Genomic DNA, 19,523 nt, shown 5'->3' with positions numbered 1-19,523 from the left:
CCGACCCGGCCACCGTCCGGGCCCGATCCGACCACCGGGCGGTGGTGATCAGCCGCCGCGGCGGGTCCTGGCGGCCTCGCGGGCCTCCGCGAGTTTGCGGGCCTCGCTGGTCTTGCGGGAGGGCTTGCCGCCGGAGCCGCCCCGCGGATCCTTGGTGCTGCCGAGGCCGCGGAACGGGGCGTTGGGGTTCTTGGGGCGCGGTACGGCGGGTGCGCCGTCGAGGGGCTTTCCGGAGGGGGCCCGGGCGCCGGTGATGCGGCTCAGCTCCGCCTCGCCCGACCGCACTTTGGTGACCTTGGGGGTGACGTCGGCGTCGGCCATGACCTGGCTCGTCTCGCGGCGCTGTCCCGACAGGACGAGGGTCACGACGGTGCCGGAGCGGCCGGCCCGGGCCGTGCGGCCCGCGCGGTGCAGATAGTCCTTGGGGTCGGTGGCCGGGTCGACGTTGACCACCAGGTCGAGGTCGTCGATGTGCAGGCCGCGTGCGGCGACGTTCGTCGCCACCAGGGCGGTGACCTGCCCGTCCTTGAACTGGGCCAGGGTCCGGGTGCGCTGCGGCTGGGCCTTCCCGCTGTGCAGGGCGGCGGCGGCCACACCGCTGGCCCGCAGATGCCGGGTGAGCAGGTCGACGCCGTGCTTGGTGTCCAGGAACAGCAGGACGCGGCCGTCGCGGGCGGCGATCTCCGTGGTCACGGCGTACCGGTCCGGGCCGTGCACGACGAGGACGTGGTGATCGATCGCGGCGACCGCGCCGGACGCGGGGTCCACGGAGTGGACGGCGGGGTCGCGCAGGTAGTCCCGCACCAGCCGGTCGACGTCGCGGTCGAGGGTCGCGGAGAACAGCATCCGCTGCCCGTCGGGACGCACCTGGTCCAGGATCTCGGTGACCTGCGGCAGGAACCCCATGTCACACATCTGGTCGGCCTCGTCCAGGACCGCGATGCGCACCCGTCCCAGCCGGCAGGCCCTGCGCTCGACGAGGTCGTGCAGCCGGCCCGGCGTGGCGACGACGATCTCGGCGCCGTCCCGCAGCGCGGCGGCCTGCCGCCCGAGGGACACTCCGCCCACCACGGTCGCGAGCCGCAGCCGCAGCGCCTCGGCGTACGGGGTGAGCGCCTCACCTACCTGCTGCGCCAGCTCCCTGGTGGGCACCAGGACGAGCGCCAGCGGTTCCTTGGGCTGCGCGCGCCGCCCGGCCGTACGGGCGAGCATCCCCAGGCCGAAGGCGAGCGTCTTGCCGGATCCGGTGCGCCCCCGGCCCAGGACGTCCCGTCCCGCGAGCGCGTTCGGCAGCGCCGCCGCCTGGATGGGGAAGGGCACCGTCACGCCCTGCTCGTCCAGCACCCGCAGCACGGCGGCCGGCAGTCCCAGCTCCGCGAAGGACGCCGCCGGGGGCAGCGCCGCGGTGCTGCCCGACGTCTCGTGCTCCACGCCCTGCTGCCGGGCATCTGCACGTGCTGATTCGCTCACAGAAAGACTTCCTCCGAAGGGACCGTACCGAGGAAGGCGCGGCGGGGACGCGGTGACGTTGCAAACGCCCCACGTTAGCACGGGGCGCATCACCCGGGTTTCCCGTCGGCGCGCCGTCGGGCCGGCCTCCCGAACCGCGCGCCAACGGTGGGGCCGGCACCAATGGGCGGTGTTCGCGGCACTTTGGTGCACGCCTTCGGGGGCCACCCCGTCGTAGCCTTCCCGGGGAACGCCGAAAGCCGGATGAGCCGGGTGCGCCGGGTGCGCCGGATGAGCCGGGTGCGCCGGGTGCAGAGCCACCGGCCCCGCGGCACCGGAAATCCCGGGAGCGACACGCGGAATTGCCTCCCGATGGATTCAGCCCGTCCGTGTTCCGGCCTTTCCGGTAGATCCCGAAATCCGCACAGGCCGAGGAGTGCCATGACCACACATACACACGCGACCGCACCCACCCGGTTCATCGAGGTGGACGGTGTCCGTTACGCCTACCGGCGCTTCGGGGCCGAGACCGGTGTTCCGCTGCTGATGCTGCCGCACTTCCGGGCCGGAATGGACCACTGGGACCCGCTCGTCACGGACGGACTGGCGGCGAACCGTCCCGTCATCCTGTTCGACAACGCCGGCGTGGGCGCCTCCGGCGGCGACACCGCGACGAGCGCCGAGGGGTTCGCCGAGCACGCCGTGCGCTTTCTGGCGGCCCTGGGCCTGGACGAGATCGACCTGCTCGGCTTCTCGGTGGGCGGCTACGTCAGCCAGGCGCTCGTGCTCGCCCGCCCCGATCTGGTGCGGCGTCTCGTCCTGGTCGGCACCAAGCCGCGCGCGGGTGAGACGGAAGGCCTGGGAGAGCGGGTCCCGGAGGTCGCCGGCCACGAGGTCCTGACCGAGGACGACTACCTCTACCTCTTCTTCGGCCCCTCGGAGGCGAGCCGGACCGCCGGCCGGGCGTTCTGGAAGCGCAGGCACGCCCGCACGCACGATGTCGACCCGGAGTCGGGCCCGGACAGCGTCAGAGCGCAGAACGCCCTGCGCGCCGACTGGAACACCGCCCGCGGCGAGCGGTTCGAGGAACTCCGCGGGATCCGCCGGCCGACCCTGGTCGTCAACGGAGACAACGACATCATGGTGCCCACCGTCAATTCGTGGATTCTCCACCAGCACATTCCGAACGCACAGCTCGTGATCCTCCCCGACTCCGGCCACGGCTCGCTGTTCCAGTACCCGGAGCTCTTCTGTTCCTTCGTGACGCAGTTCCTCGACGGCGAAGTGGCGCCCGGCAGGTGAGTGACGGCAGCACGAGGAAGGAACCAGCGGTGGTCACGGCCCCGTCCCGACGGCCGACCCTCATGGCGGTGCACGCGCATCCCGACGACGAGTCCAGCCAGACCGGAGGCACACTCGCCCGTTACTCGGCCGCGGGGTGCCGCACGGTGCTGGTCACCTGCACGGACGGGGGCAGAGGAGACGGCGCGTCGGACGGCGGCGCCGGCACGACCAGCAGCCGGGTGGCAGCCGTGCGTTCCGCTGAACTGGCCGCCGCCGCGGTCGCCCTCGGCGTCGACGAGGTGATCGAGCTGGGGCACCCCGACTCGGGCATGCCCGAAGACCCGGCCACGATCGCACCGGAGGCTTTCAGCCGGATGGATCCGGGGCCGGTCGTCCGGCGGCTCACCCGGCTGATGCACGCGTACCGGCCGGACGTCGTGATCACCTACCCGCCCGACGGGCTGTCCTTCCACCCTGACCACATACAGGCCCACCGGGTGACCGTGGACGCGTTCCGGCAGTACCGGGCGTCGGCCGCGCGGCCGACGGCCGCGACGGCGGGAACCGGACCCAGGTTGTACTACGTCGCCGTCTCCCGCACCCGGCTGCGGGCGGTCCGCAGGCGTGGCGAGTCCCTGCTCCCGCCGGGCAGTTGGCTCCCGCCCCTGGAGATCGCGATCGACGACGCCGCGGTGACCACGGTGGTCGACGTCGGCGAGGCCTGGCCGCGGAAGGTCGCCGCCCTCGCGGCACACCGCAGTCAGGCGGACGCCGCGGCGCTGCACGCGCTGTTCCGCGTGGCCGGGCCGGACGACCGGGTGGAGGAGTTCGTACTCGCCGTGCCGGCAGGAGCCCACATGCCCGGCGAGAACGACCTGTTCGCCGGATTCCCCGCCCCTTCCCCCGCCCCTTCCCCCGCTCCTTCCTCTCGCCATTTCCCGTCGCCCCGGAGCACGACGGCCACGACCTCCGTGGACCCGCCACGGCCCGCAGCCCTTTGAGCAGACCCGTGGGAAGCATCCGGCGCACCCTCCGCGAAACCCTGACAGGCCTGCCGGACGCCTACTGGTGGCTGTGGACCGGCACCCTGGTCAACCGCCTCGGCAGTTTCGTGGTGAGCTTCCTTGCGCTCTACCTGACCCTGGGACGCGGCCGTTCCGCCACCTACGCGGGCCTGGTGGCGTCCCTCTACGGGCTCGGGAGTGCGATCGGCGCGCTGGCGGGCGGGGCCCTCGCCGACCGTGCGGGGCGACGCCGCACCATGCTGTGGGCGCAGCTCTGTTCGGCGGCGGGCACCGTCGCCCTGCCCCTGGTGAGCGCCGCGGTGCCCATGGCCGTACTGGCCGCGGCGCTGGGCGCGGCGTCCGGTGCCTCGCGCCCCGCGACACAGGCCACCATGGCGGATCTCGTCGCGGACGAGGACCGGGCGCGTGCCTTCTCCCTGAGCTACTGGGCGGTGAACATAGGCTTCGCGGTGTCGTCCGCGGTCGCCGGACTGATCGCCGCGCACGGCTACGTGTGGCTCTTCCTGGGCGATGCCGGCACGACCCTGCTCTGCGCCCTGGTGATACGGCTCCGTGTTCCCGAGACGCTGCCCACGGCCCCGGGCGCCGGCTCCGGGGAGCAGTCCGGGACGGCACCGCCGGCGGGCATCGCGATCGTCGTGCGGGACGCGAGGTTCATGACGTTCGTCGCGCTGACGTTCCTGCTGGGCCTGGTCGTCCAGCAGGGATCCACCATGCTGCCGGTGGACATGGGCAGGCACGGTCTCACGGCCCGTGACTACGGGACGGTCATCGCCCTCAACGGTGTCCTCGTCGTGGTCCTGCAGATTCCGCTCACCCGTCTGACCGCGCGGCGCGGCCAGGTCGCGGTCCTGACGGCGGGAACGCTCCTGATGGGCTGGGGGTTCGGCCTGACCGCCCTCGCCGGGTCGGTCGTCGCCTATGCGGGCACCGTGGCCGTATGGACCGTAGGCGAGATCCTCTACGCGCCCGCCTCCATGTCGTTCGTGGCCGGCCTCTCGCCGTCGTACGCCCGCGGACGCTACGACGGCGTCTACACCGTCGCCTGGGCGGCGGCGTCCTTTCTGGGGCCGGTCCTCGGGGGTACGGCCCTCGACCACTGGGGGAGCGCCGCCGCCTGGGGGACCTGCGCGGTGATCGGTACCCTCACCGGCGCCGGGTCCTGGGTACTGCTCGGAAACCGGCGGCCGGCCGAGGCGGCCGTCACCGGGCCGCTGTGAACGGCGGGCCGGTCGGGGCTGTCTGCGCAGCTGCCTCAGCGGACATCGAAAGCCTCCCTTTCGGGAAGGGTGCCGGACGGTCACGCACGTCATGTGGGGACGACGTGCGCCGGCCGGTGCGCGCCGGCCGGGGGCGGAGGAAGTGTGTGAGGGGACGACACATCATGTTCGCGGACATGGTGGCCGGGCCGGCGGACCCCGACCGGTGCCCCGTCGCACGGCGCGCGGCCGGAGCCGTCCGCTGCCCGTCGGGGCAGTCGGGGCAGCGGCAACCGGCCGGTGCGTTCGGGCTGTTGGGTTACGTTTTCGCGGACCGCTCCGCGGCTCGGCCGCCGGATCCGGGATCGCCGCCGATCTTCGGCGAGACATCTTCTCAGCCCTGAGGTAGGACACCCATGCCCATGATCGACGTGTATGCCGCCGCCGGCACCTTCAGCGACAGGAACGCCCTGGCAAGGGAACTCGCCCGGATCGTCATGCGCTGGGAGAAGGTGCCGGACATCCCCTTCTTCGGTGACAACACCGCCGCGTTCATCCACGAACTGCCCTCGGACGCGCTGTCCACGGCCAGTGGCCGGAGCGAGTGCGTGCGCGTGCAGGTGACCACCAGCTCCGGTGCTCTGGACCGCGGGCAGCAGCTGGGCGTGGTCGGCGACATCACCGCGGCGGTGGCGTCGGCCGCGGCCGACCCCGACCTGGCGAACCGGACCTGGGTCGCGTTGACCGAGGCCGTACCCGGTGGCTGGGGCATCGCCGGCCATTCCTTCACCAACGAGGAGATCGTGCGACACGTGCGCGAGCTGCTGGGCAAGCAGTAGCCCGCGACGGGTCCCTCAGACCGGGGTCTCGATGTGTGCCCGTGCCGCCTCCAGGATCGTCTCGGACAGCCCGGGGTCGGCCTTGGCCACCGCTCGTGAGAGGGCCAACGCGCCGATCATGGTGGACAGGGTGGCGAAGTCGGGCCCGGCCCCCGGTGCCCGGTCCGGTGCGTCCAGTGCCCGCAGCCGGCTCAGCGACTCCGCCATGCCCGTGATGCCGGTGGCGAAGATGCGCTGGATCTCCGTGGAGTTCCGGCCGGCGTCCTGGGCCAGTGCCGCGACGCTGCACCCGTCGTCCGGGCTGTCCCGGTGCCGGGCCGACACGTAGTCCTCCACGAACCGGTGCAGCAGGGGCTCGGCGTCCGGTCCGCCGTCCTCCCCGCCCTGCGCCGCCACCGCGTCGACGGCCGCGACACTCTCTGCGATCCCCCGCTCGCACACCGCCGCGGCCAGCGCCTCCTTGGAGCCGAAGTAGCCGTAGAAGCCACCGTGGGTCAGCCCCGCGGCCTTCATCACGTCGGCGATGGTCACATCGTCGAAGCCACGCTTCCTGAACTGCTGACCTGCGCTGACGACGATGGCCTCACGGTTTGCAGCCACCTGCTCACGAGAAGCACGCATGTCCACCTCCTGAACCGTATCCCTGTTTGACAATTTACATGATGGCCATCATGATGAAGTTATTCATGATGGTCATCATGTAAATGGGATGGCCGTCCGGGCCGCCGAGCAGCAGACCCCCCGCGCCGGCGGCGCGCGACCCGACAGAAAGAACCCCCATGAGCCCTCAGCCCTACCCCGCCACGCGCACCGCCGTGGTCCTGATCGACCCCCTCAACGACTTCCTGGCCGCGAACGGGAAGCTGAGCGGGCAGATAGGCCCCATGCTGGACAGGACCGGCCTGCACGCGCAGCTCGCCCGCCTGGCGGCAGGCGCCCGTGAGGCCGGCGTCACCGTCTTCTACGCACCCCACGGCCTCCACGAGGGCGTCTTCGACGACGTCAGGCACGTGCTGCCGCGCTTCCGGTTCGCGGTGGACAACCAGGTCTTCTGGGAGGGCACCGACGGCGCGGACTTCTACCCGCCGCTGCGCCCCCAGGACGGGGACGTGGTGGTCGGCCGCCACCACATGTTCGACTCGTTCGCCGGCACGGACCTGCACGAGCAGCTCACCGCCCGGGGCATCGAGCACGTGGTCCTGGCCGGACTGACCTCCCAGACCTGTGTCGAGGGGACCGGCCGGCACGCACTGGAAGCCGGGTACCACGTCACCTTCCTCACGGACGCCGTGGCCGACTTCACGGAGGAGGCCCATCGGGCCGCCCTGGAGATCTCCTACCCCACCTACGGCCACGAGGTCACGACGGTCGACGCCTTCCTGGCCGCCGTCGTGCCCGCCCCGGCCGCCTGACGAACACCGCACGATCGGAGAGGTTCCCCCCACATGGCTACTGTCACCGTTGTCTTCCACTACCCCAACGGCCACACCCGCGCCCTCGCCGAGAGCGTCGCCCGCGGAGCGCGGAGCGTACCCGGCACCGAGGTGCGGCTGGCGGAGATCGAGGGACACCAGGTCCACGAAGGACGCTGGTCCGACGCCGCGACCATGGAACTGCTGAAGGAGTCGGACGCGATCGTCTTCGGCGCACCGACGTACATGGGCAGCGTCTCGGCCGTGTTCAAGGCCTTCCTCGAGGCCGGCTTCTATCCGTTCCTCGGGCAGGAGTGGAAGGACAAGCTCGCCGGCGGGTTCACCCACTCCGCCTCGCAGAACGGCGACAAGCTGTTCTCCCTTCAGCAACTCGCGGTGTTCGCCGCGCAGATGAACATGCAGTGGATCTCGGTCGGCGACGCCTCCGGCAACAACTGGACGGGCGGATCGGTGTACGACGTGAACCGGCTGGGTTCCTGGCTCGGCGTCATGGGCCAGACCAACGTGGACGAGGAGCCCGGGGCCGTCGCCGCGCACGGGGACCTCGTCACCGCCGAGCGGTACGGGGCCCGGCTGGCCGAGCTGACCGCCCGGTGGACCCACGGCCGCGGCTACGACGTCGCACGTCACACGCTGGAGGACTTCCGGGAGATCTCCGCCCGCAGCGCGGCGGACGCCCAGGCCCGTACCGCGCAGGGCGCGAGCGCCGGCTGACCGCGTTTCCCGGGCCCGGGCACCACTCGACAACACCCACGAACGAGGACACCACCATGTACCTGCACGTCACCGGCACCGTCACGGCCGAACGCGAGCAACTGGCACCGCACGCGGAAGACGAGGCCCGCGTCCTGCGAAGGCTGAAGGCGGACGGCGTCGTGCTCTCCTCCTTCCGCCGCACCGACAGACCCGGAGCCTTCCTGATCGTGGAGGCCGAGAGTCTCGACAGCGCGCGTGAACAGCTCGGCCAACTGCCGTACGCGGCCCACGGTCTGCTGACCTTCGAATTCATCGAAGTCGGCCGGCTCTGACACCCGCTCCATGATCAACACCGGGATTCATCAGACGTCCGCGGGACAGAGCGGCGGCGCCGAGACCGGTCCTCCGCTCGCCGTGGCCGTCGTCTCCGGTGACCGGATCACCTACGAGGGTGCTGTCGCCGCCCTTGCCGCGTTCCCGGGACTGCGGGTACTGCCGCGGGGGGACGAGCGGAAGGCGGACGTCCTCGTGGCCTTCGACGAAGCGGCCTCGGACCAGGTGCTGAAGCACGTGGAGCGGATCTCGGCCGACCAGCCGCACGCGCGTGCCGTCCTGGTCACCGACTCCATCACCGAGCCGCGACTCGTCCGGGCCATCAGCCTCGGAGTCGTCAGCGTGGTGCTGCGCCCGACCGCCACCTTCTCGGAGATCGCCGACGCCGCCGTTGCCGCGAGCATCGGGCACGCCGATGTGCCGCCGCACATACTGGGGCCCCTGATCCAGCACATGAGGCGCATGGAACGCCATGGGTCCGGTGCCGGATCAGGCCTCAGCGCCCGGGACATGACCGTTCTCAGGATGCTCTCGGACGGGCTCGACACCGCGCAGATCGCCAGTCGCCTCAGCTACTCGGAAAGGACGATCAAGAGCATCGTCCACGCCATCATCAACACGCTCGGGGTGAAGAACAGAACGCACGCGGTGGCCTACATGATCCGCGCCGGCCTTCTCTGACGGCACCCGGCGACGACATCGACAGATCAGCAACACACCGGAGACACCCATGAACGACCTGCTCGACCATGTCATTTCAGCGCACGGCGGCCGTGAACGCTGGTCGCGGATCGGCAGCCTGGAGGTTCGGACGAAGCTCCACGGTCCCTTCTGGGCCGTGCGGGGCTTCTCCGACGAACCGCTGAACGAGACCGTGACGATCGACACCCGACGCCAACTGGTCCGGTTCAGCCCCTGGGGCCGGCCCGATCACGACTTCGTGTTCCGCGCCGACGACGACGTGATCGAGCTGCGAGCCGCGTCGGACGGCACGGTGCTGGAGTCGCGGACCGGTATCCGGTCGACATACCGGGGATACGACCTCACCTCGCCCTGGCAGCCGCTCCAGGTCGGCTACTTCATCGGCTACGCCATGTGGAACTACCTCACCACCCCCTTCCTGTTCGACCGTCCCGACGTCACCTCCCACGAAGGAGAGCCCTGGACGGAGAACGGGGAAGTGTGGCGCCGGCTGCACGTGGAGTTTCCCGGGTCCATCGCCACGCACACGGCCAGGCAGACCTTCTACTTCGGCGACGACGGTCTGCTGCGCAGACTCGACTACGAAGTGGACGTCAACGTCGGCGTCGCCGTCGCCCACTACGTCGGCGGGTACCGGACGTTCGAGGGAATCAGGTTCCCGACCAGGCGGCGGGTCCACCGGCGCAACGCCGACAACTCGGCCGGCGAGAACTGGTCCATCGGTATCGACATCGACGGTGTGGTGGCCCACGGCCGATCCTGACCGACCCTCTACTGAAAGTCACCGTGACGACAAGTTATTGTGTACTACACGGAGACGGTGACGGTGAGGGAGGCGGGCGGCCATGGCGGGTGCGGCGGCAAGCGGGTCCGGCGGGACCGCCATGGGCCGGACGCGGCCGGTGGTGAGCCGACGGCGGGAGATCGGCGAGGTCAGCGCGCGGTCGCTGCTGATGACCATGCTCGGTGAGTACGTGCTTCCGCAGGGCCGCCCGGTGTGGACGTCGGCACTGGTGGACGCGCTGGCGAGGTTCGAGGTCGAGGAGAAGTCGGCCCGTCAGTCGCTGGCACGCACCGGGGCCGAGGGCTGGCTGGCCTCCGAGCGCGTCGGCCGCCGGGTGCGCTGGGCGCTGACCCCGCCGGGACGCCGGCTGCTGACCGAGGGCGCGCAGCGCATCTACGACTTCGGGAGCGGCGAGGCCGCCTGGGACGGCACCTGGCTGGTGGTGCTGGCGTCGGTGCCGGAGGCGAAACGGGATCTGCGCCACCGGGTGCGCACCCGGTTGACCTGGGCGGGCTTCGGCTCCCCCGAACCCGGTGTGTGGATCACCCCGCACGCGGACCGGGAGGCGGAGGCCCTCGGCGTCCTGAAGGAACTCGGGCTCGCGGACGGGGCGATGTCCTTCACCGCCTCGTACGGTGCCGTCGGCAGTGAGGCCGCGATGGTGGCGCGCGCCTGGGACCTGAGCGAGGTGGAGGAGCGGTACGAGGCGTTCATCGACGAGTTCACCGGTCTGCGCCCGGCCGACGGCGACGCCGTACTGCACGCCCAGACCATGCTGGTGCACGAGTGGCGCCGGTTCCCGTTCCTCGACCCCCGGCTGCCCCCGAAGCTGCTGCCGCCCGGCTGGAACGGGGCCAGGGCCGCCGCGCTGTTCCACAGCAGACATGCCGAGTGGAGCCCGGCGGCACTGGCACGCTGGACGGAGCTGACGCGGGATCAGGGCGACCGGGACGGCGGTTCCTGAGCAGGCAGCCCGGCACAGGAGCCGTCGCGGGCCATGGTCCGCAGGACGTTCCGGCGGATCTTGCCGGTGGGGGTGCGGGGCAGTTCGGGCAACTGCAGGACGACGCGCGGGCGTTTGAAGGCGGCCAGGCCCTCGCGGCACCAGGCGACCAGGGCGTCCGGATCGATGTCCCGGCCGGGCACCGGCACCACGCAGGCGACCGGCTTGTCCAGGCCGTCCGCGTCCGGTGCGCCGACCACGGCGGCCTCGGCCACGTCGGGGTGGGCGAGCAGCCGCTCCTCCACCTCGGCCGGTGAGACCCAGATGCCGCCGGCCTTGAGCAGGTCGCCGGTGCGGCCCAGGCAGGTGTAGGTGCCGTCGGCGTTGCGGACGTAGGTGTCGCCGGTGCGCACCCGGTCGCCGAGGAACACCTGCCGGGTGGTCTCCGCCCGGCACCAGTAGCCGACGGCGGCCGATTCGCCCCGCACGTACAGCTCCCCCGGTGTGCCGGTGCCCGCCACCACCTCGCCCTGCGCGTCCCGCAGCTCCACGGTGTACCCCGGAACGGGTTCGCCGGAGGAGCCGGGGTGGACGCGTCCCGGGCGGTTGGAGACGAAGATGTGCAGCATCTCGGTGGAACCGATGCCGTCGAGCACCTCCACGCCGAACCGCCGGAGCATGCCGTGGTACATCGGCGCGGGCAGTGCCTCGCCGGCCGCGACACCGAGTCGTACGGTGGTGAACGCGTCGTCGGGGACGTCGGCACTCGCGAGCAGGGGGCCGTAGAAACTGGGGGTGCCGAACAGCACCGTCGCCCGGTCGGCCGCCGCGCGTTTCGCGAAGAGCGCCGGGGACGGTCTGGCGGGTTCGAGCAGCGCCGTGCCGCCCGCCGCGAGCGGGAAGAAGAGCGAGTTGCCGAGGCCGTACGCGAAGAACAGCTTGGCGACCGACAGGCAGCGGTCGCCGGGGCCGATGCCGAGGACGCGCCGCCCGTAGTTCTCGGCCACCAGCCGGATGTCGGCGTGCCGGTGCATGGCCGCCTTGGGGGTGCCGGTGGTGCCGGAGGTGTACAGCCACAGCGCGTGCGAGTCGGGCCAGGTCGGGTACGGCGGGTCGTCGCCTGCGGCGTCCGGCAGCCCGTCGCCGGCGCCGGCGTCCAGCAGCTGCTGCCAGGTCCGGCCGTGTACGTGCGCCGGAAGCCCGGTGGCGTCGGGGCCGGTCAGGACGGCCTGTGCGACCTCCGGTGCCGATCCGAGCGCGGCGCGCACCAGCGGGGCGAACTCGGCGGAGCCGAGCACCACCCGGCAGCGCGAGTCGGCGATCAGCGTGCCCAGTTCACCACCGGTGAGCATGGTCGAGGCGGGGACCGCCACGGCACCGATCCGGAACGCCGCGAGGATCGCGGTGAACAGCTCGACGTCGTCCGTCATGCACATCAGGACGCGTTCCTCGGGCCGCAGGCCGAGCGCGCGCAGCCCCGCGGCCACCCGGCGGACCTCGGTCGACAGCTGCGCGTAGGTGAGGCTCCGGGCCGGGGTGACGACGGCCGTACGGTCGCCGTTGCCCTCCCGCAGATGCCGGTCGACCAGGTGGTCCGCCGCGTTGAAGAGCTCGGGCATCCGGCTCACCTCACACCAGTCGGACGTACTCGTAGTCGAACGGTTTGCCGTTGATGCCGTTGGCCGGCGGTGCCACCCAGTGGGCGATCCTGCCGCGCTCGTACACCGGCTGCATCAGCGACCTGACGAACGCGAGGTCCTCGGCGGTGGGGAGCCAGTGGTGGCGGCTCGCCTCCCAGGTCTGTTCGTCGACGATCGTGCCGTCGGGGGTGACGTGGTGTCCGGCGGCGAGGCCGACGTCACGGTTGAAGCCGGGGTGGGGCAGGGTCAGCCGGTGGTCGACGCCGTGCTCCGCGAGGATCCGGTTCCAGCGGGTGACACCGCCCCGGCAGTCGGAGATGTACTCGTCGCGCAGGTCGAGGTTGAGGGCGAGCAGCGCGGAGACCTCCTCCTGGCTCCAACTCCCGTCGTCCTGGGGCCTGTCCAGGAAGGCGCTGTCGTCGGCGAGCCGGTGGTCGTCCTTGCGGCGCTCCTCCATCCAGCGGCCCTTGAGCCCGGCGGTGTAGTAGTTGGCCGCGTTGGTGGAGGTCTCGCCGCCGAACAGGTCCAGGGAGACCGTGTAGTGGAAGTTGATGTACTTCTGGATGACGTCGAGCGGGATGCCCCCGCACGCGGCGATGTCCAGGGTGTCGTGCTCGCGGACGAGTTGGGCGCTGCGGGTGACCACCCGGTCGACGCCCGTGGTGCCGACCATCATGTGGTGGGCCTCCTCCTTCAGCATGAAGGAGCAGGTCCGGGAGAGCGGGTCGAAGGCGCTCTCCTTGAGCGAGCCGAGCTGGTACTTGCCGTCCCGGTCGGTGAAGTACGTGAACATGTAGAAGGCCAGCCAGTCGGCGGTCTCCTCGTTGAACGCGCCCAGGATGCGCGGGGCGTCGGGGCTGCCGGAGTTGCGGTGCAGCAGTGCCTCGGCCTCCTCGCGGCCCTCGCGGCCGAAGTAGGCGTGCAGCAGGTAGACCATCGCCCAGAGGTGGCGGCCCTCCTCGACGTTGACCTGGAAGAGGTTGCGCAGGTCGTAGAGGCTGGGCGCGGTCAGCCCGAGCAGGCGCTGCTGTTCGACGGAGGCGGGCTCGGTGTCGCCCTGGACGACGATGAGGCGGCGCAGGTCGGCGCGGTATTCGCCGGGCACCTGCTGCCAGACCGGCTCGCCCTGGTGTTCCCCGAAGCCGATACGGCGGTCGGGGGTGGGCTCGGCCAGGAAGATGCCCCAGCGGTAGTCGGGCACGTCGACGTGGCCGAAGTGGGCCCAGCCGTCCCGCCCGACGGAGACGGCGGTGCGCAGGTACACCCCGTGGTTCTCCAGCGTGGGACCCATCTCGCCCCACCAGTTCAGGAACTTGGGCTGCCAGCCCTCCAACGCCCGTTGCAGGCGGCGGTCGTCGGCGAGGGAGACGTTGTTGGGGATGCGGGAGTCGTAGTCGATCGCGGAGGGCATCGGGTCACACTCGCTTCCGGTCGTAGACCGCCTTCTGTCCGGTGCCGTAGCGGCGCAACGCGCCTTCGGGACCGGAGGCGTTGGGGCGGATGAAGATCCAGTTCTGCCAGGCGGTGAGCCGGCCGAAGATCTTGGTCTCGATGGTCTCCGGGCCGACGAACCGGTGGTTGGCCTCCATCCCGGTCAGCGCGTCCGGGCTCAGGGCCGCCCGCGCCTCCAGGACGAGCCGGATCTCGTCCTCCCAGTCGAGGTCGTCGGGCGCGTCGGTGACCAGGCCGAGTTCGCGGGCCCGGGCGGCGCTCAGCGGGCGGCCGGTCTCCTGGCGCAGCCAGTCGAGGTGGTCGTCCTCCCGGTAGAAGCGGGACTCCAGGCGGGTCAGCCCGTTGCCCATGGGGAAGGGGCCGAAGTTGGCGTCGGAGAGCGCGAGGACGGCCCGCTCCGGGCTGTCGGGATCGTCCGGCGGCGGGCCGTCCAGCATGTACTGGAGGTCGCAGGCGAGGGCGAGTTCCAGGAGCAGCCCGGCGAAGCAGCCGCCCGGCTCGACGAGGGCGACGAGGCTGCGGCTGGTGACGTCCAGCCGCTTCAGGGTGCGCTTGTAGTAGTGCAGGATCTCGCCCGCGAGCCAGTCGCCCCGGGCAGCCGCGTCCAGTACGGCCCGCTCATGGGCGAGGACCAGTTCGGGGACGCCCTCGGTGCGCAGCACCCAGGTGCCGAGCTCGGTCTCGTTGGTGCGCAACCGCAGGATGAGGTCGTCGAGTTCGCGGGTGACGGCCAGCAGCCAGCCGTCGGCACCCTGGGCGTGCAGAGCGCCGGTGTCGGCGGGCGGGGGCCCGGCGGGACCGCGCACGGTGACGCGGACCAGGCCGAGCGGACGGTCGTACTCGGCGCGTACGTGGCGGTAGGCGAGGCCGTCGTCGGTGACTTCGCGCTCCAGCGGGGTCAGCGCGATGCCCCGCACGTCGTCCGGGCGGGTGGCGTGCCCTGCCGCCTCCAGGGCCCGCTGCTCGACGATCGTACGGAACTCCCGGCGCGGGACGACCTCGTCGACGAGGCGCCAGTCCACCGCCGTCTTGCCGCGCACGCCGTCACTGCGGGTGGCGAAGAGGTCCGCGAGATCCTTGCGGACGCGGCGCTTGTCGGTGACCCGGGTCAGTCCGCCGGTGCCGGGCAGCACGCCGAGCAGCGGGACCTCGGGCAGGGCGACCGTGGAGGCGTTGTCGTCGATCAGCAGGATCCGGTCGCAGGCCAGCGCGAGTTCGTAACCGCCGCCCGCGCAGGCGCCGTTGACGGCGGCGATGAAGGTGAGCCCGGAGTGCTCCGAGGCGTCCTCCATGCTGTTGCGGGTCTCGTTGGTGAACTTGCAGAAGTTGACCTTCCACTCGTGCGGGGAGGCCGCCAGCATCCGGATGTTGGCGCCCGCGCAGAACACCTTCTCCTTGGCGCTGGTCACCACCACCGAGCGGACCTCGGGGTGCTCGAAGCGCAGCCGCTGCACCGCGTCGTACAGCTCGATGTCCACGCCCAGGTCGTAGGAGTTGAGCTTGAGCTCGTAGCCGGGGACCAGGCCGCCGTGTTCGTCGACGTCCAACTCCAGCCAGGCGAGCGGCCCGTCCGTGCTCAGCCGCCAGTGCCGGTACGTCTGCGGGCTCCGGTCGAAGGACACCACCACCATGCTGAGCGCCTCCTCGCGCGGGCACGGGTACCAGTGGGGAAATCCTCCACATCAATTCTCAACTACGTCAAGGTTCTGTAGAACATCAATCGTGGCCGGCCCGTGCGGGCCGGACGGCACGAGGCCCGCGAACACGGCCTGGAGCTGCCGGATCGTGGTCTCGGAAGGAACCGGGGTCTCAGAAGGAGAGGAGGACCTTGCCGGAGACCGAGGGGTCGCCGGCGACGGCGAGGGCTTCGAGGGCCTGGGCGGCGGGGAAGGTGTGGGTGACGACCGGGCCGACCGCCAGGGTGCCGTCGGCGAGTGCCGTGATCACCTCGTCGATCTCGTCGTTGAAGCGGAAGGATCCGACCAGGCGGAGTTCGCGGGTGATGGCGTGCGCGATCGGGACGGGCTGGTCGCCGTTCGGCAGCAGACCGACCATGACCACCGTGCCGCCGCGGGTGGCGCCCGCGATGGCGGAGGCGAGGCCCCGGTGGTTGCCGGAGGACTCGATCACCACGTCCGCGTCCACCGCCGCAATGGCCTCCGCGTCGCCCGCGTCGAGCGTCCGGGTGGCGCCGACCGCGGTCGCGATCTCCCGGGGCTTGGCGTGCAGGTCGACCGCCACGATCTCGGCGGCCCCGGCGCGGCGCGCCACCGCGACGGCGAGGGCGCCGATCGGCCCGCTGCCGACGACCAAAACGCGTCTGCCCCGCGGGTCGCCCGCCTGCGCCACGGCGTGCCAGGCGACGGCGGCGGGCTCGGCCAGGGCGGCGACCCGCAGGTCCAGGCCGTCGGGCAGGGCGCGCAGCATCGCCGTGGGGAGCACGACCTCGCGGGCGAAGGCGCCCTCGGTGTGCGGGAACCGCGCGGCGGAGCCGAGGTAGCGCACCCCGGGCGAGAGATTGGGGCGGTCGTGGGGGAAGCGGGCGTCGGTGTGCTCCCGCGTCGCGGGGTGCACGGTGACCCGGGTGCCGGCGGCGGGGCCGCTTCCGTCGGCCGCCGCCCGTACGACCGTACCAGCCACCTCGTGCCCGAGGACCATCGGCGCCCGCAGGACGGACTCCCCCACGGCCCCGTGCCGCCAGTAGTGCAGATCGGAGCCGCAGATACCGCCGTAGGCGACGGCGACCACCGCTTCGTCCGGCCCGGGCGGGCGCAGGGTGACCTGCTCGATCCGGACGTCGTCCGCGCCGTGGGCGACGACCGCGAGAGTGCTGGAGGTCATGAGGGGATCCTTTCTCGGGCCGCGGCTCAGACGACGGCCGTCATGCCGCCGTCGACGAAGACGACCTGGCCGTTGACGTAGTCGGAGGCGCTGGAGGCGAGCCACACGGTCGGGCCGACCACATCGGCCACCGTGCCCCAGCGCCGGGCCGGGGTCCGGCCGAGGATCCAGCCGTTGAACTCCTCGTCGTCCACCAGGTTCTGGGTCATCTCGGTGTGGATGTATCCGGGCGCGATGCCGTTGATCTGCAGTCCCTCGCCGGCCCACTCCGCGGTCATGGCCCGGGTCAGGTTGCGCAGGGCGCCCTTGGCCGCCGTGTAGGCGCCGATGGTCGGCCGGGCGAGGTCGGTCTGGACCGAGCAGACGTTGATGATCTTTCCGGAGCGGCGGGGCAGCATCCGCCGGGCGACCTGACGGCCGACGACGAAGGCTCCGGTGAGGTCGGTGTCGATCACGCGCCGCCAGTCGTCGAGGCTCACCTCGGTCATCGGCTCGCGGTGCTGGACTCCGGCGTTGTTCACCAGGACGTCGACGGGGCCGACCTCGGACTCGATCGACTCGACGGCCTCGGCGACGGCGTCCTCGTCGACGATGTCGAAGGCGCGGGCCGCGACCCGCCGCTCGCCGAACCGGCCGGCGAGCGCCTTGCGTGTGGCGTCCAGGCGGCCGGGGTCGACTCCGTTGAGGACGAGGGTGGCCCCGGCGTCCGCGAGGCCCGTGGCGATCCCGAGTCCGATGCCGCGGCTCGATCCGGTGACCAGGGCGATCCGGCCGGTCAGGTCGAAGGGGGAGGTCATGTGTGGCGTCTTCCTGGTCGGTGGAGCCGGTCGGTGGAGCCGGTCGGTGGAGCCGGTCGGTGGAGCCGGTCGGTGGAGTCAGTAGAACTCGACGGTGTTCACCCGGTTGAGGACGTCGCGTCCGTCGAGGAGCCGGGTGGCGTTGGCCGCGAAGAGCTCCGCGATGAGACGGTCCTCGGCGGCGTCGAGGGCGGCGGTGTGCGGGCTCACCAGGACGCGGTCGTGGTCCCAGAGCGGACTGTGCGCGGGCAGTGGTTCGGTCTCGAAGACGTCCAGCGCGGCGAAGCCGACCCGGCCGGAGTCGAGGGCGTCGAGGAGGGCCGACTCGTCGACGACGCTGCCGCGGCCGACGTTGACGAGGACGGCCCCGGGGCGCAGGGCGTCGAAGAACCGCTTGCCGAGCAGGTGTTCGGTCGCCTCCGTGCCGGGCAGCGTGTTCACGACGGCGTCCACGGTGCCGGCCACGTCGGCGATCCGGTCGGGATGCACGACGGCGGAGACACCGGGGACTGCGGCGCCCCCGGCTCCGGCACCGCGCACTCCGGCACCGCCCGCTCCGGCACCCCCCGCTCCCGCGCCTCCCGCTCCGGTGCCGCCTCTGCTCGTGCCGATGACCTCGGCACCCAGTGCGGCGAGCGCCTCGGCGACCTTGCGGCCGATCCCGCCGAGCCCGAGGACCAGCACGGTCTGCCGGCTCACCTGCCCCATCGTCCAGCGCCCGCTCCATGCGTGGGCGCGCTGCTGGCGGTTGAGGCGGGGCAGGTCCTTGGCTCCCGCGAGGACGCCGAAGACGGCGAACTCGGCGAGCGGACGTCCGTGCACTCCGGCGGAGGTGGTGAACAGGACGCGTCGGAGTTCCCCGGCCGTCAGACCGGCCGCCCTGACCTGCCCGCCGCCGCCCGCGGCCATGGTGTGCACCCAGCGCAGGCGCGGGTTGGCGCGGACCGCGCGGGCCAGCGCCGCGGGGTCGACGTCGGGGATGCCGTACAGGGCGTCGGCCGAGTCGACGGCGGCTTCGTAGGCGCGCTGCTGCCCGGGGGTGCGCCGCCAGGCCGGATCGCCGGCGAAGTCGGCGGGCCAGCGCATGGGCGGCAGCAGGGCGTGGTCGACGACGAGGTCGATGCGCGGCTCCAGCTCCTGGATGCGCGCGCAGTTCTCCGGGGAGACCGGGGCGGCGACCGCGACCCTTAGGCGGTCCGGTGCCGGGGCCTGTCCGGCCACACGGTGGCTCATACGGCGGCTCGTACGGCGGCCTTGTTCCGCAGTGCCTCGACCTCGGCGTCGAGGGCGGCCTCGCGGGCGACGATCTCCTCGACGGCGTCGAGCGCCTCCTCTGCGCGGTGCGGCGGTATGACGATGACGCCGTCCCCGTCGGCGGCGACGATGTCACCGGGGTTGACCACGACGCCTCCGACGGCGACCGGTTCACCGATGGCGCCCGGTCCGTTCTTGAAGGGGCCGGCCGGGGTCAGCCCGCGGGCGAAGACCGGGACGCCGAGCCGCTCGATGATCGCGGCGTCGCGCACGTATCCGTCGACGACCGCGCCGACGGCGCCGTACACGGCGAACCGCTGGGCGAGGTTGTCGCCGATGACCGCGCGGCCGTCGTAGCCGAAGGCGTTGACGACGAGGATGTCGCCGGGGCGGATGTGTTCGAGGGCCGCGATCACCGCCTTGTTGTCCCCGGCGACGGTGAGCACCGGAAGCGCGGTGCCGACGGCCCTGGCGCCGGTCCAGATCGGCGAGATGCCTCCGTCGACGATGTTCAGCCGGTCGAGGGCGTCGCCGAGGTTCGCCACGGAGTGGGCACGGAAGCGGTCGAGGACGTGGCCGTCGACGCGCTGCCATGCGGTGGTGACGCGCACGTTGTCCTGGGTCATCACAGGTTCCTTCGGACGACTGACAGAAGAGCCTGACAGGAAGTGAGAATGCTTTCGCGTTTTTCGAGAGCCAGTGTGCAGCCACCCGCACCGTAAGACAAGGGGTGTGCACAGCGGAGCAGCAGGCCTACACGGCGGAAGCGGGATGGATCCAGAACGTTAACTTCGGGGCAACACGGAGTCTTGACCACCCCAGAATGCGAACCTATTCTCATTCGCGATTCAC

Annotated in this window: 19 protein-coding genes; 10 read left to right on the top strand and 9 right to left on the bottom strand. The window is 71.8% G+C overall.

Annotated features, from left to right (window positions below; genetic code table 11):
* Positions 1-48: 48 nt before the first annotated feature.
* The gene (locus AB0D74_RS41775) at positions 49-1,431 is read right to left on the bottom strand and encodes a DEAD/DEAH box helicase (protein WP_362599223.1); all 1,383 of its coding nucleotides are present in this window, start codon (positions 1,429-1,431) and stop codon (positions 49-51) included.
* 459 nt (positions 1,432-1,890) lie between these two features.
* Between AB0D74_RS41775 and AB0D74_RS41770 the strand changes: the two genes are divergently transcribed.
* The 4 genes from AB0D74_RS41770 (at position 1,891) to AB0D74_RS41755 (ending at position 5,796) form a co-directional block, all read left to right on the top strand.
* Complete coding sequence (locus AB0D74_RS41770; protein ID WP_362599156.1) at positions 1,891-2,751, top strand: alpha/beta hydrolase; 861 nt, start codon at positions 1,891-1,893, stop codon at positions 2,749-2,751.
* 29 nt (positions 2,752-2,780) lie between these two features.
* The gene (locus AB0D74_RS41765; RefSeq protein WP_362599154.1) at positions 2,781-3,734 is read left to right on the top strand and encodes a PIG-L family deacetylase; all 954 of its coding nucleotides are present in this window, start codon (positions 2,781-2,783) and stop codon (positions 3,732-3,734) included.
* Positions 3,735-3,742: 8 nt separating this feature from the next.
* Positions 3,743-4,978, top strand: coding sequence for an MFS transporter (locus AB0D74_RS41760; RefSeq protein ID WP_362599152.1), 1,236 nt, complete (start codon positions 3,743-3,745; stop codon positions 4,976-4,978).
* Between the two features lie 401 nt (positions 4,979-5,379).
* Positions 5,380-5,796: a hypothetical protein gene (locus AB0D74_RS41755; RefSeq protein WP_362599150.1), complete on the top strand. Its 417-nt coding sequence runs from the start codon at positions 5,380-5,382 to the stop codon at positions 5,794-5,796.
* 15 nt (positions 5,797-5,811) lie between these two features.
* Here the strand turns inward: AB0D74_RS41755 and AB0D74_RS41750 are convergent, their stop codons facing one another.
* Positions 5,812-6,396 (bottom strand): TetR/AcrR family transcriptional regulator, encoded by a 585-nt coding sequence (locus AB0D74_RS41750; protein WP_362599148.1) that lies wholly within the window; start codon positions 6,394-6,396, stop codon positions 5,812-5,814.
* Positions 6,397-6,575: 179 nt separating this feature from the next.
* Between AB0D74_RS41750 and AB0D74_RS41745 the strand changes: the two genes are divergently transcribed.
* The 6 genes from AB0D74_RS41745 (at position 6,576) to AB0D74_RS41720 (ending at position 10,708) form a co-directional block, all read left to right on the top strand.
* Positions 6,576-7,208 (top strand): isochorismatase family cysteine hydrolase, encoded by a 633-nt coding sequence (locus AB0D74_RS41745; RefSeq protein WP_362599146.1) that lies wholly within the window; start codon positions 6,576-6,578, stop codon positions 7,206-7,208.
* 33 nt (positions 7,209-7,241) lie between these two features.
* Positions 7,242-7,943 carry a flavodoxin family protein gene (locus AB0D74_RS41740; protein ID WP_362599144.1) on the top strand — a complete coding sequence of 234 codons (702 nt, stop codon included), beginning with the start codon at positions 7,242-7,244 and terminating at the stop codon, positions 7,941-7,943.
* A 56-nt stretch (positions 7,944-7,999) separates the two neighbouring features.
* Positions 8,000-8,257, top strand: a complete 258-nt coding sequence (locus AB0D74_RS41735) for a YciI family protein (RefSeq protein WP_362599143.1) — start codon at positions 8,000-8,002, stop codon at positions 8,255-8,257.
* 10 nt (positions 8,258-8,267) lie between these two features.
* The gene (locus tag AB0D74_RS41730; protein ID WP_362599141.1) at positions 8,268-8,939 is read left to right on the top strand and encodes a response regulator transcription factor; all 672 of its coding nucleotides are present in this window, start codon (positions 8,268-8,270) and stop codon (positions 8,937-8,939) included.
* Positions 8,940-8,988: 49 nt separating this feature from the next.
* Positions 8,989-9,723, top strand: coding sequence for a hypothetical protein (locus tag AB0D74_RS41725; protein ID WP_362599139.1), 735 nt, complete (start codon positions 8,989-8,991; stop codon positions 9,721-9,723).
* A gap of 82 nt (positions 9,724-9,805) precedes the next feature.
* On the top strand, positions 9,806-10,708 hold the full coding sequence (locus AB0D74_RS41720) for a PaaX family transcriptional regulator C-terminal domain-containing protein (RefSeq protein WP_362599137.1): 903 nt from the start codon (positions 9,806-9,808) through the stop codon (positions 10,706-10,708).
* Here the strand turns inward: AB0D74_RS41720 and AB0D74_RS41715 are convergent.
* The 7 genes from AB0D74_RS41715 to AB0D74_RS41685 form a co-directional block, all read right to left on the bottom strand.
* Complete coding sequence (locus AB0D74_RS41715) at positions 10,681-12,306, bottom strand: benzoate-CoA ligase family protein (RefSeq protein WP_362599135.1); 1,626 nt, start codon at positions 12,304-12,306, stop codon at positions 10,681-10,683. The two genes, AB0D74_RS41720 and AB0D74_RS41715, sit on opposite strands and share 28 nt — an antisense overlap.
* A 10-nt stretch (positions 12,307-12,316) precedes the next feature.
* Positions 12,317-13,738: a benzoyl-CoA 2,3-epoxidase subunit BoxB gene (gene boxB / locus AB0D74_RS41710; protein WP_362599133.1), complete on the bottom strand. Its 1,422-nt coding sequence runs from the start codon at positions 13,736-13,738 to the stop codon at positions 12,317-12,319.
* A 4-nt stretch (positions 13,739-13,742) separates the two neighbouring features.
* Positions 13,743-15,410 carry a 2,3-epoxybenzoyl-CoA dihydrolase gene (boxC, locus tag AB0D74_RS41705; RefSeq protein WP_362599131.1) on the bottom strand — a complete coding sequence of 556 codons (1,668 nt, stop codon included), beginning with the start codon at positions 15,408-15,410 and terminating at the stop codon, positions 13,743-13,745.
* A 178-nt stretch (positions 15,411-15,588) separates the two neighbouring features.
* Positions 15,589-16,620, bottom strand: a complete 1,032-nt coding sequence (locus tag AB0D74_RS41700) for a zinc-binding dehydrogenase (protein ID WP_362599129.1) — start codon at positions 16,618-16,620, stop codon at positions 15,589-15,591.
* A 26-nt stretch (positions 16,621-16,646) separates the two neighbouring features.
* Positions 16,647-17,417, bottom strand: a complete 771-nt coding sequence (locus AB0D74_RS41695; protein ID WP_362599127.1) for an SDR family oxidoreductase — start codon at positions 17,415-17,417, stop codon at positions 16,647-16,649.
* A 78-nt stretch (positions 17,418-17,495) separates the two neighbouring features.
* Complete coding sequence (locus AB0D74_RS41690) at positions 17,496-18,650, bottom strand: D-2-hydroxyacid dehydrogenase (protein WP_362599125.1); 1,155 nt, start codon at positions 18,648-18,650, stop codon at positions 17,496-17,498.
* Positions 18,647-19,297 carry an RraA family protein gene (locus AB0D74_RS41685; RefSeq protein WP_362599123.1) on the bottom strand — a complete coding sequence of 217 codons (651 nt, stop codon included), beginning with the start codon at positions 19,295-19,297 and terminating at the stop codon, positions 18,647-18,649. The genes AB0D74_RS41690 and AB0D74_RS41685 overlap by 4 nt, the downstream gene beginning before the upstream one ends.
* Between the last annotated feature and the right edge of the window lie 226 nt (positions 19,298-19,523).

Origin of the sequence: Streptomyces sp. NPDC048278 (assembly GCF_040652195.1) — a bacterium.
Taxonomy (GTDB): Bacteria; Actinomycetota; Actinomycetes; order Streptomycetales; family Streptomycetaceae; genus Streptomyces.
The sequence above is the reverse complement of the archived record's forward strand: the minus strand, read 5'-3'. Positions and strand labels throughout refer to the sequence as shown.

Coding starts and splice junctions, on each gene's coding strand:
- AB0D74_RS41715 (WP_362599135.1), bottom strand. CDS start 12,306: ATGCCCGAGCTCTTCAACGCGGCGGACCACCTGGTCGACCGGCATCTG.
- AB0D74_RS41730 (WP_362599141.1), top strand. CDS start 8,268: ATGATCAACACCGGGATTCATCAGACGTCCGCGGGACAGAGCGGCGGC.
- AB0D74_RS41735 (WP_362599143.1), top strand. CDS start 8,000: ATGTACCTGCACGTCACCGGCACCGTCACGGCCGAACGCGAGCAACTG.
- AB0D74_RS41740 (WP_362599144.1), top strand. CDS start 7,242: ATGGCTACTGTCACCGTTGTCTTCCACTACCCCAACGGCCACACCCGC.
- AB0D74_RS41720 (WP_362599137.1), top strand. CDS start 9,806: ATGGCGGGTGCGGCGGCAAGCGGGTCCGGCGGGACCGCCATGGGCCGG.
- boxC (WP_362599131.1), bottom strand. CDS start 15,410: ATGGTGGTGGTGTCCTTCGACCGGAGCCCGCAGACGTACCGGCACTGG.
- AB0D74_RS41700 (WP_362599129.1), bottom strand. CDS start 16,620: ATGACCTCCAGCACTCTCGCGGTCGTCGCCCACGGCGCGGACGACGTC.
- AB0D74_RS41755 (WP_362599150.1), top strand. CDS start 5,380: ATGATCGACGTGTATGCCGCCGCCGGCACCTTCAGCGACAGGAACGCC.
- AB0D74_RS41685 (WP_362599123.1), bottom strand. CDS start 19,297: ATGACCCAGGACAACGTGCGCGTCACCACCGCATGGCAGCGCGTCGAC.
- AB0D74_RS41695 (WP_362599127.1), bottom strand. CDS start 17,417: ATGACCTCCCCCTTCGACCTGACCGGCCGGATCGCCCTGGTCACCGGA.
- AB0D74_RS41745 (WP_362599146.1), top strand. CDS start 6,576: ATGAGCCCTCAGCCCTACCCCGCCACGCGCACCGCCGTGGTCCTGATC.
- boxB (WP_362599133.1), bottom strand. CDS start 13,738: ATGCCCTCCGCGATCGACTACGACTCCCGCATCCCCAACAACGTCTCC.
- AB0D74_RS41770 (WP_362599156.1), top strand. CDS start 1,891: ATGACCACACATACACACGCGACCGCACCCACCCGGTTCATCGAGGTG.
- AB0D74_RS41725 (WP_362599139.1), top strand. CDS start 8,989: ATGAACGACCTGCTCGACCATGTCATTTCAGCGCACGGCGGCCGTGAA.
- AB0D74_RS41690 (WP_362599125.1), bottom strand. CDS start 18,650: ATGAGCCACCGTGTGGCCGGACAGGCCCCGGCACCGGACCGCCTAAGG.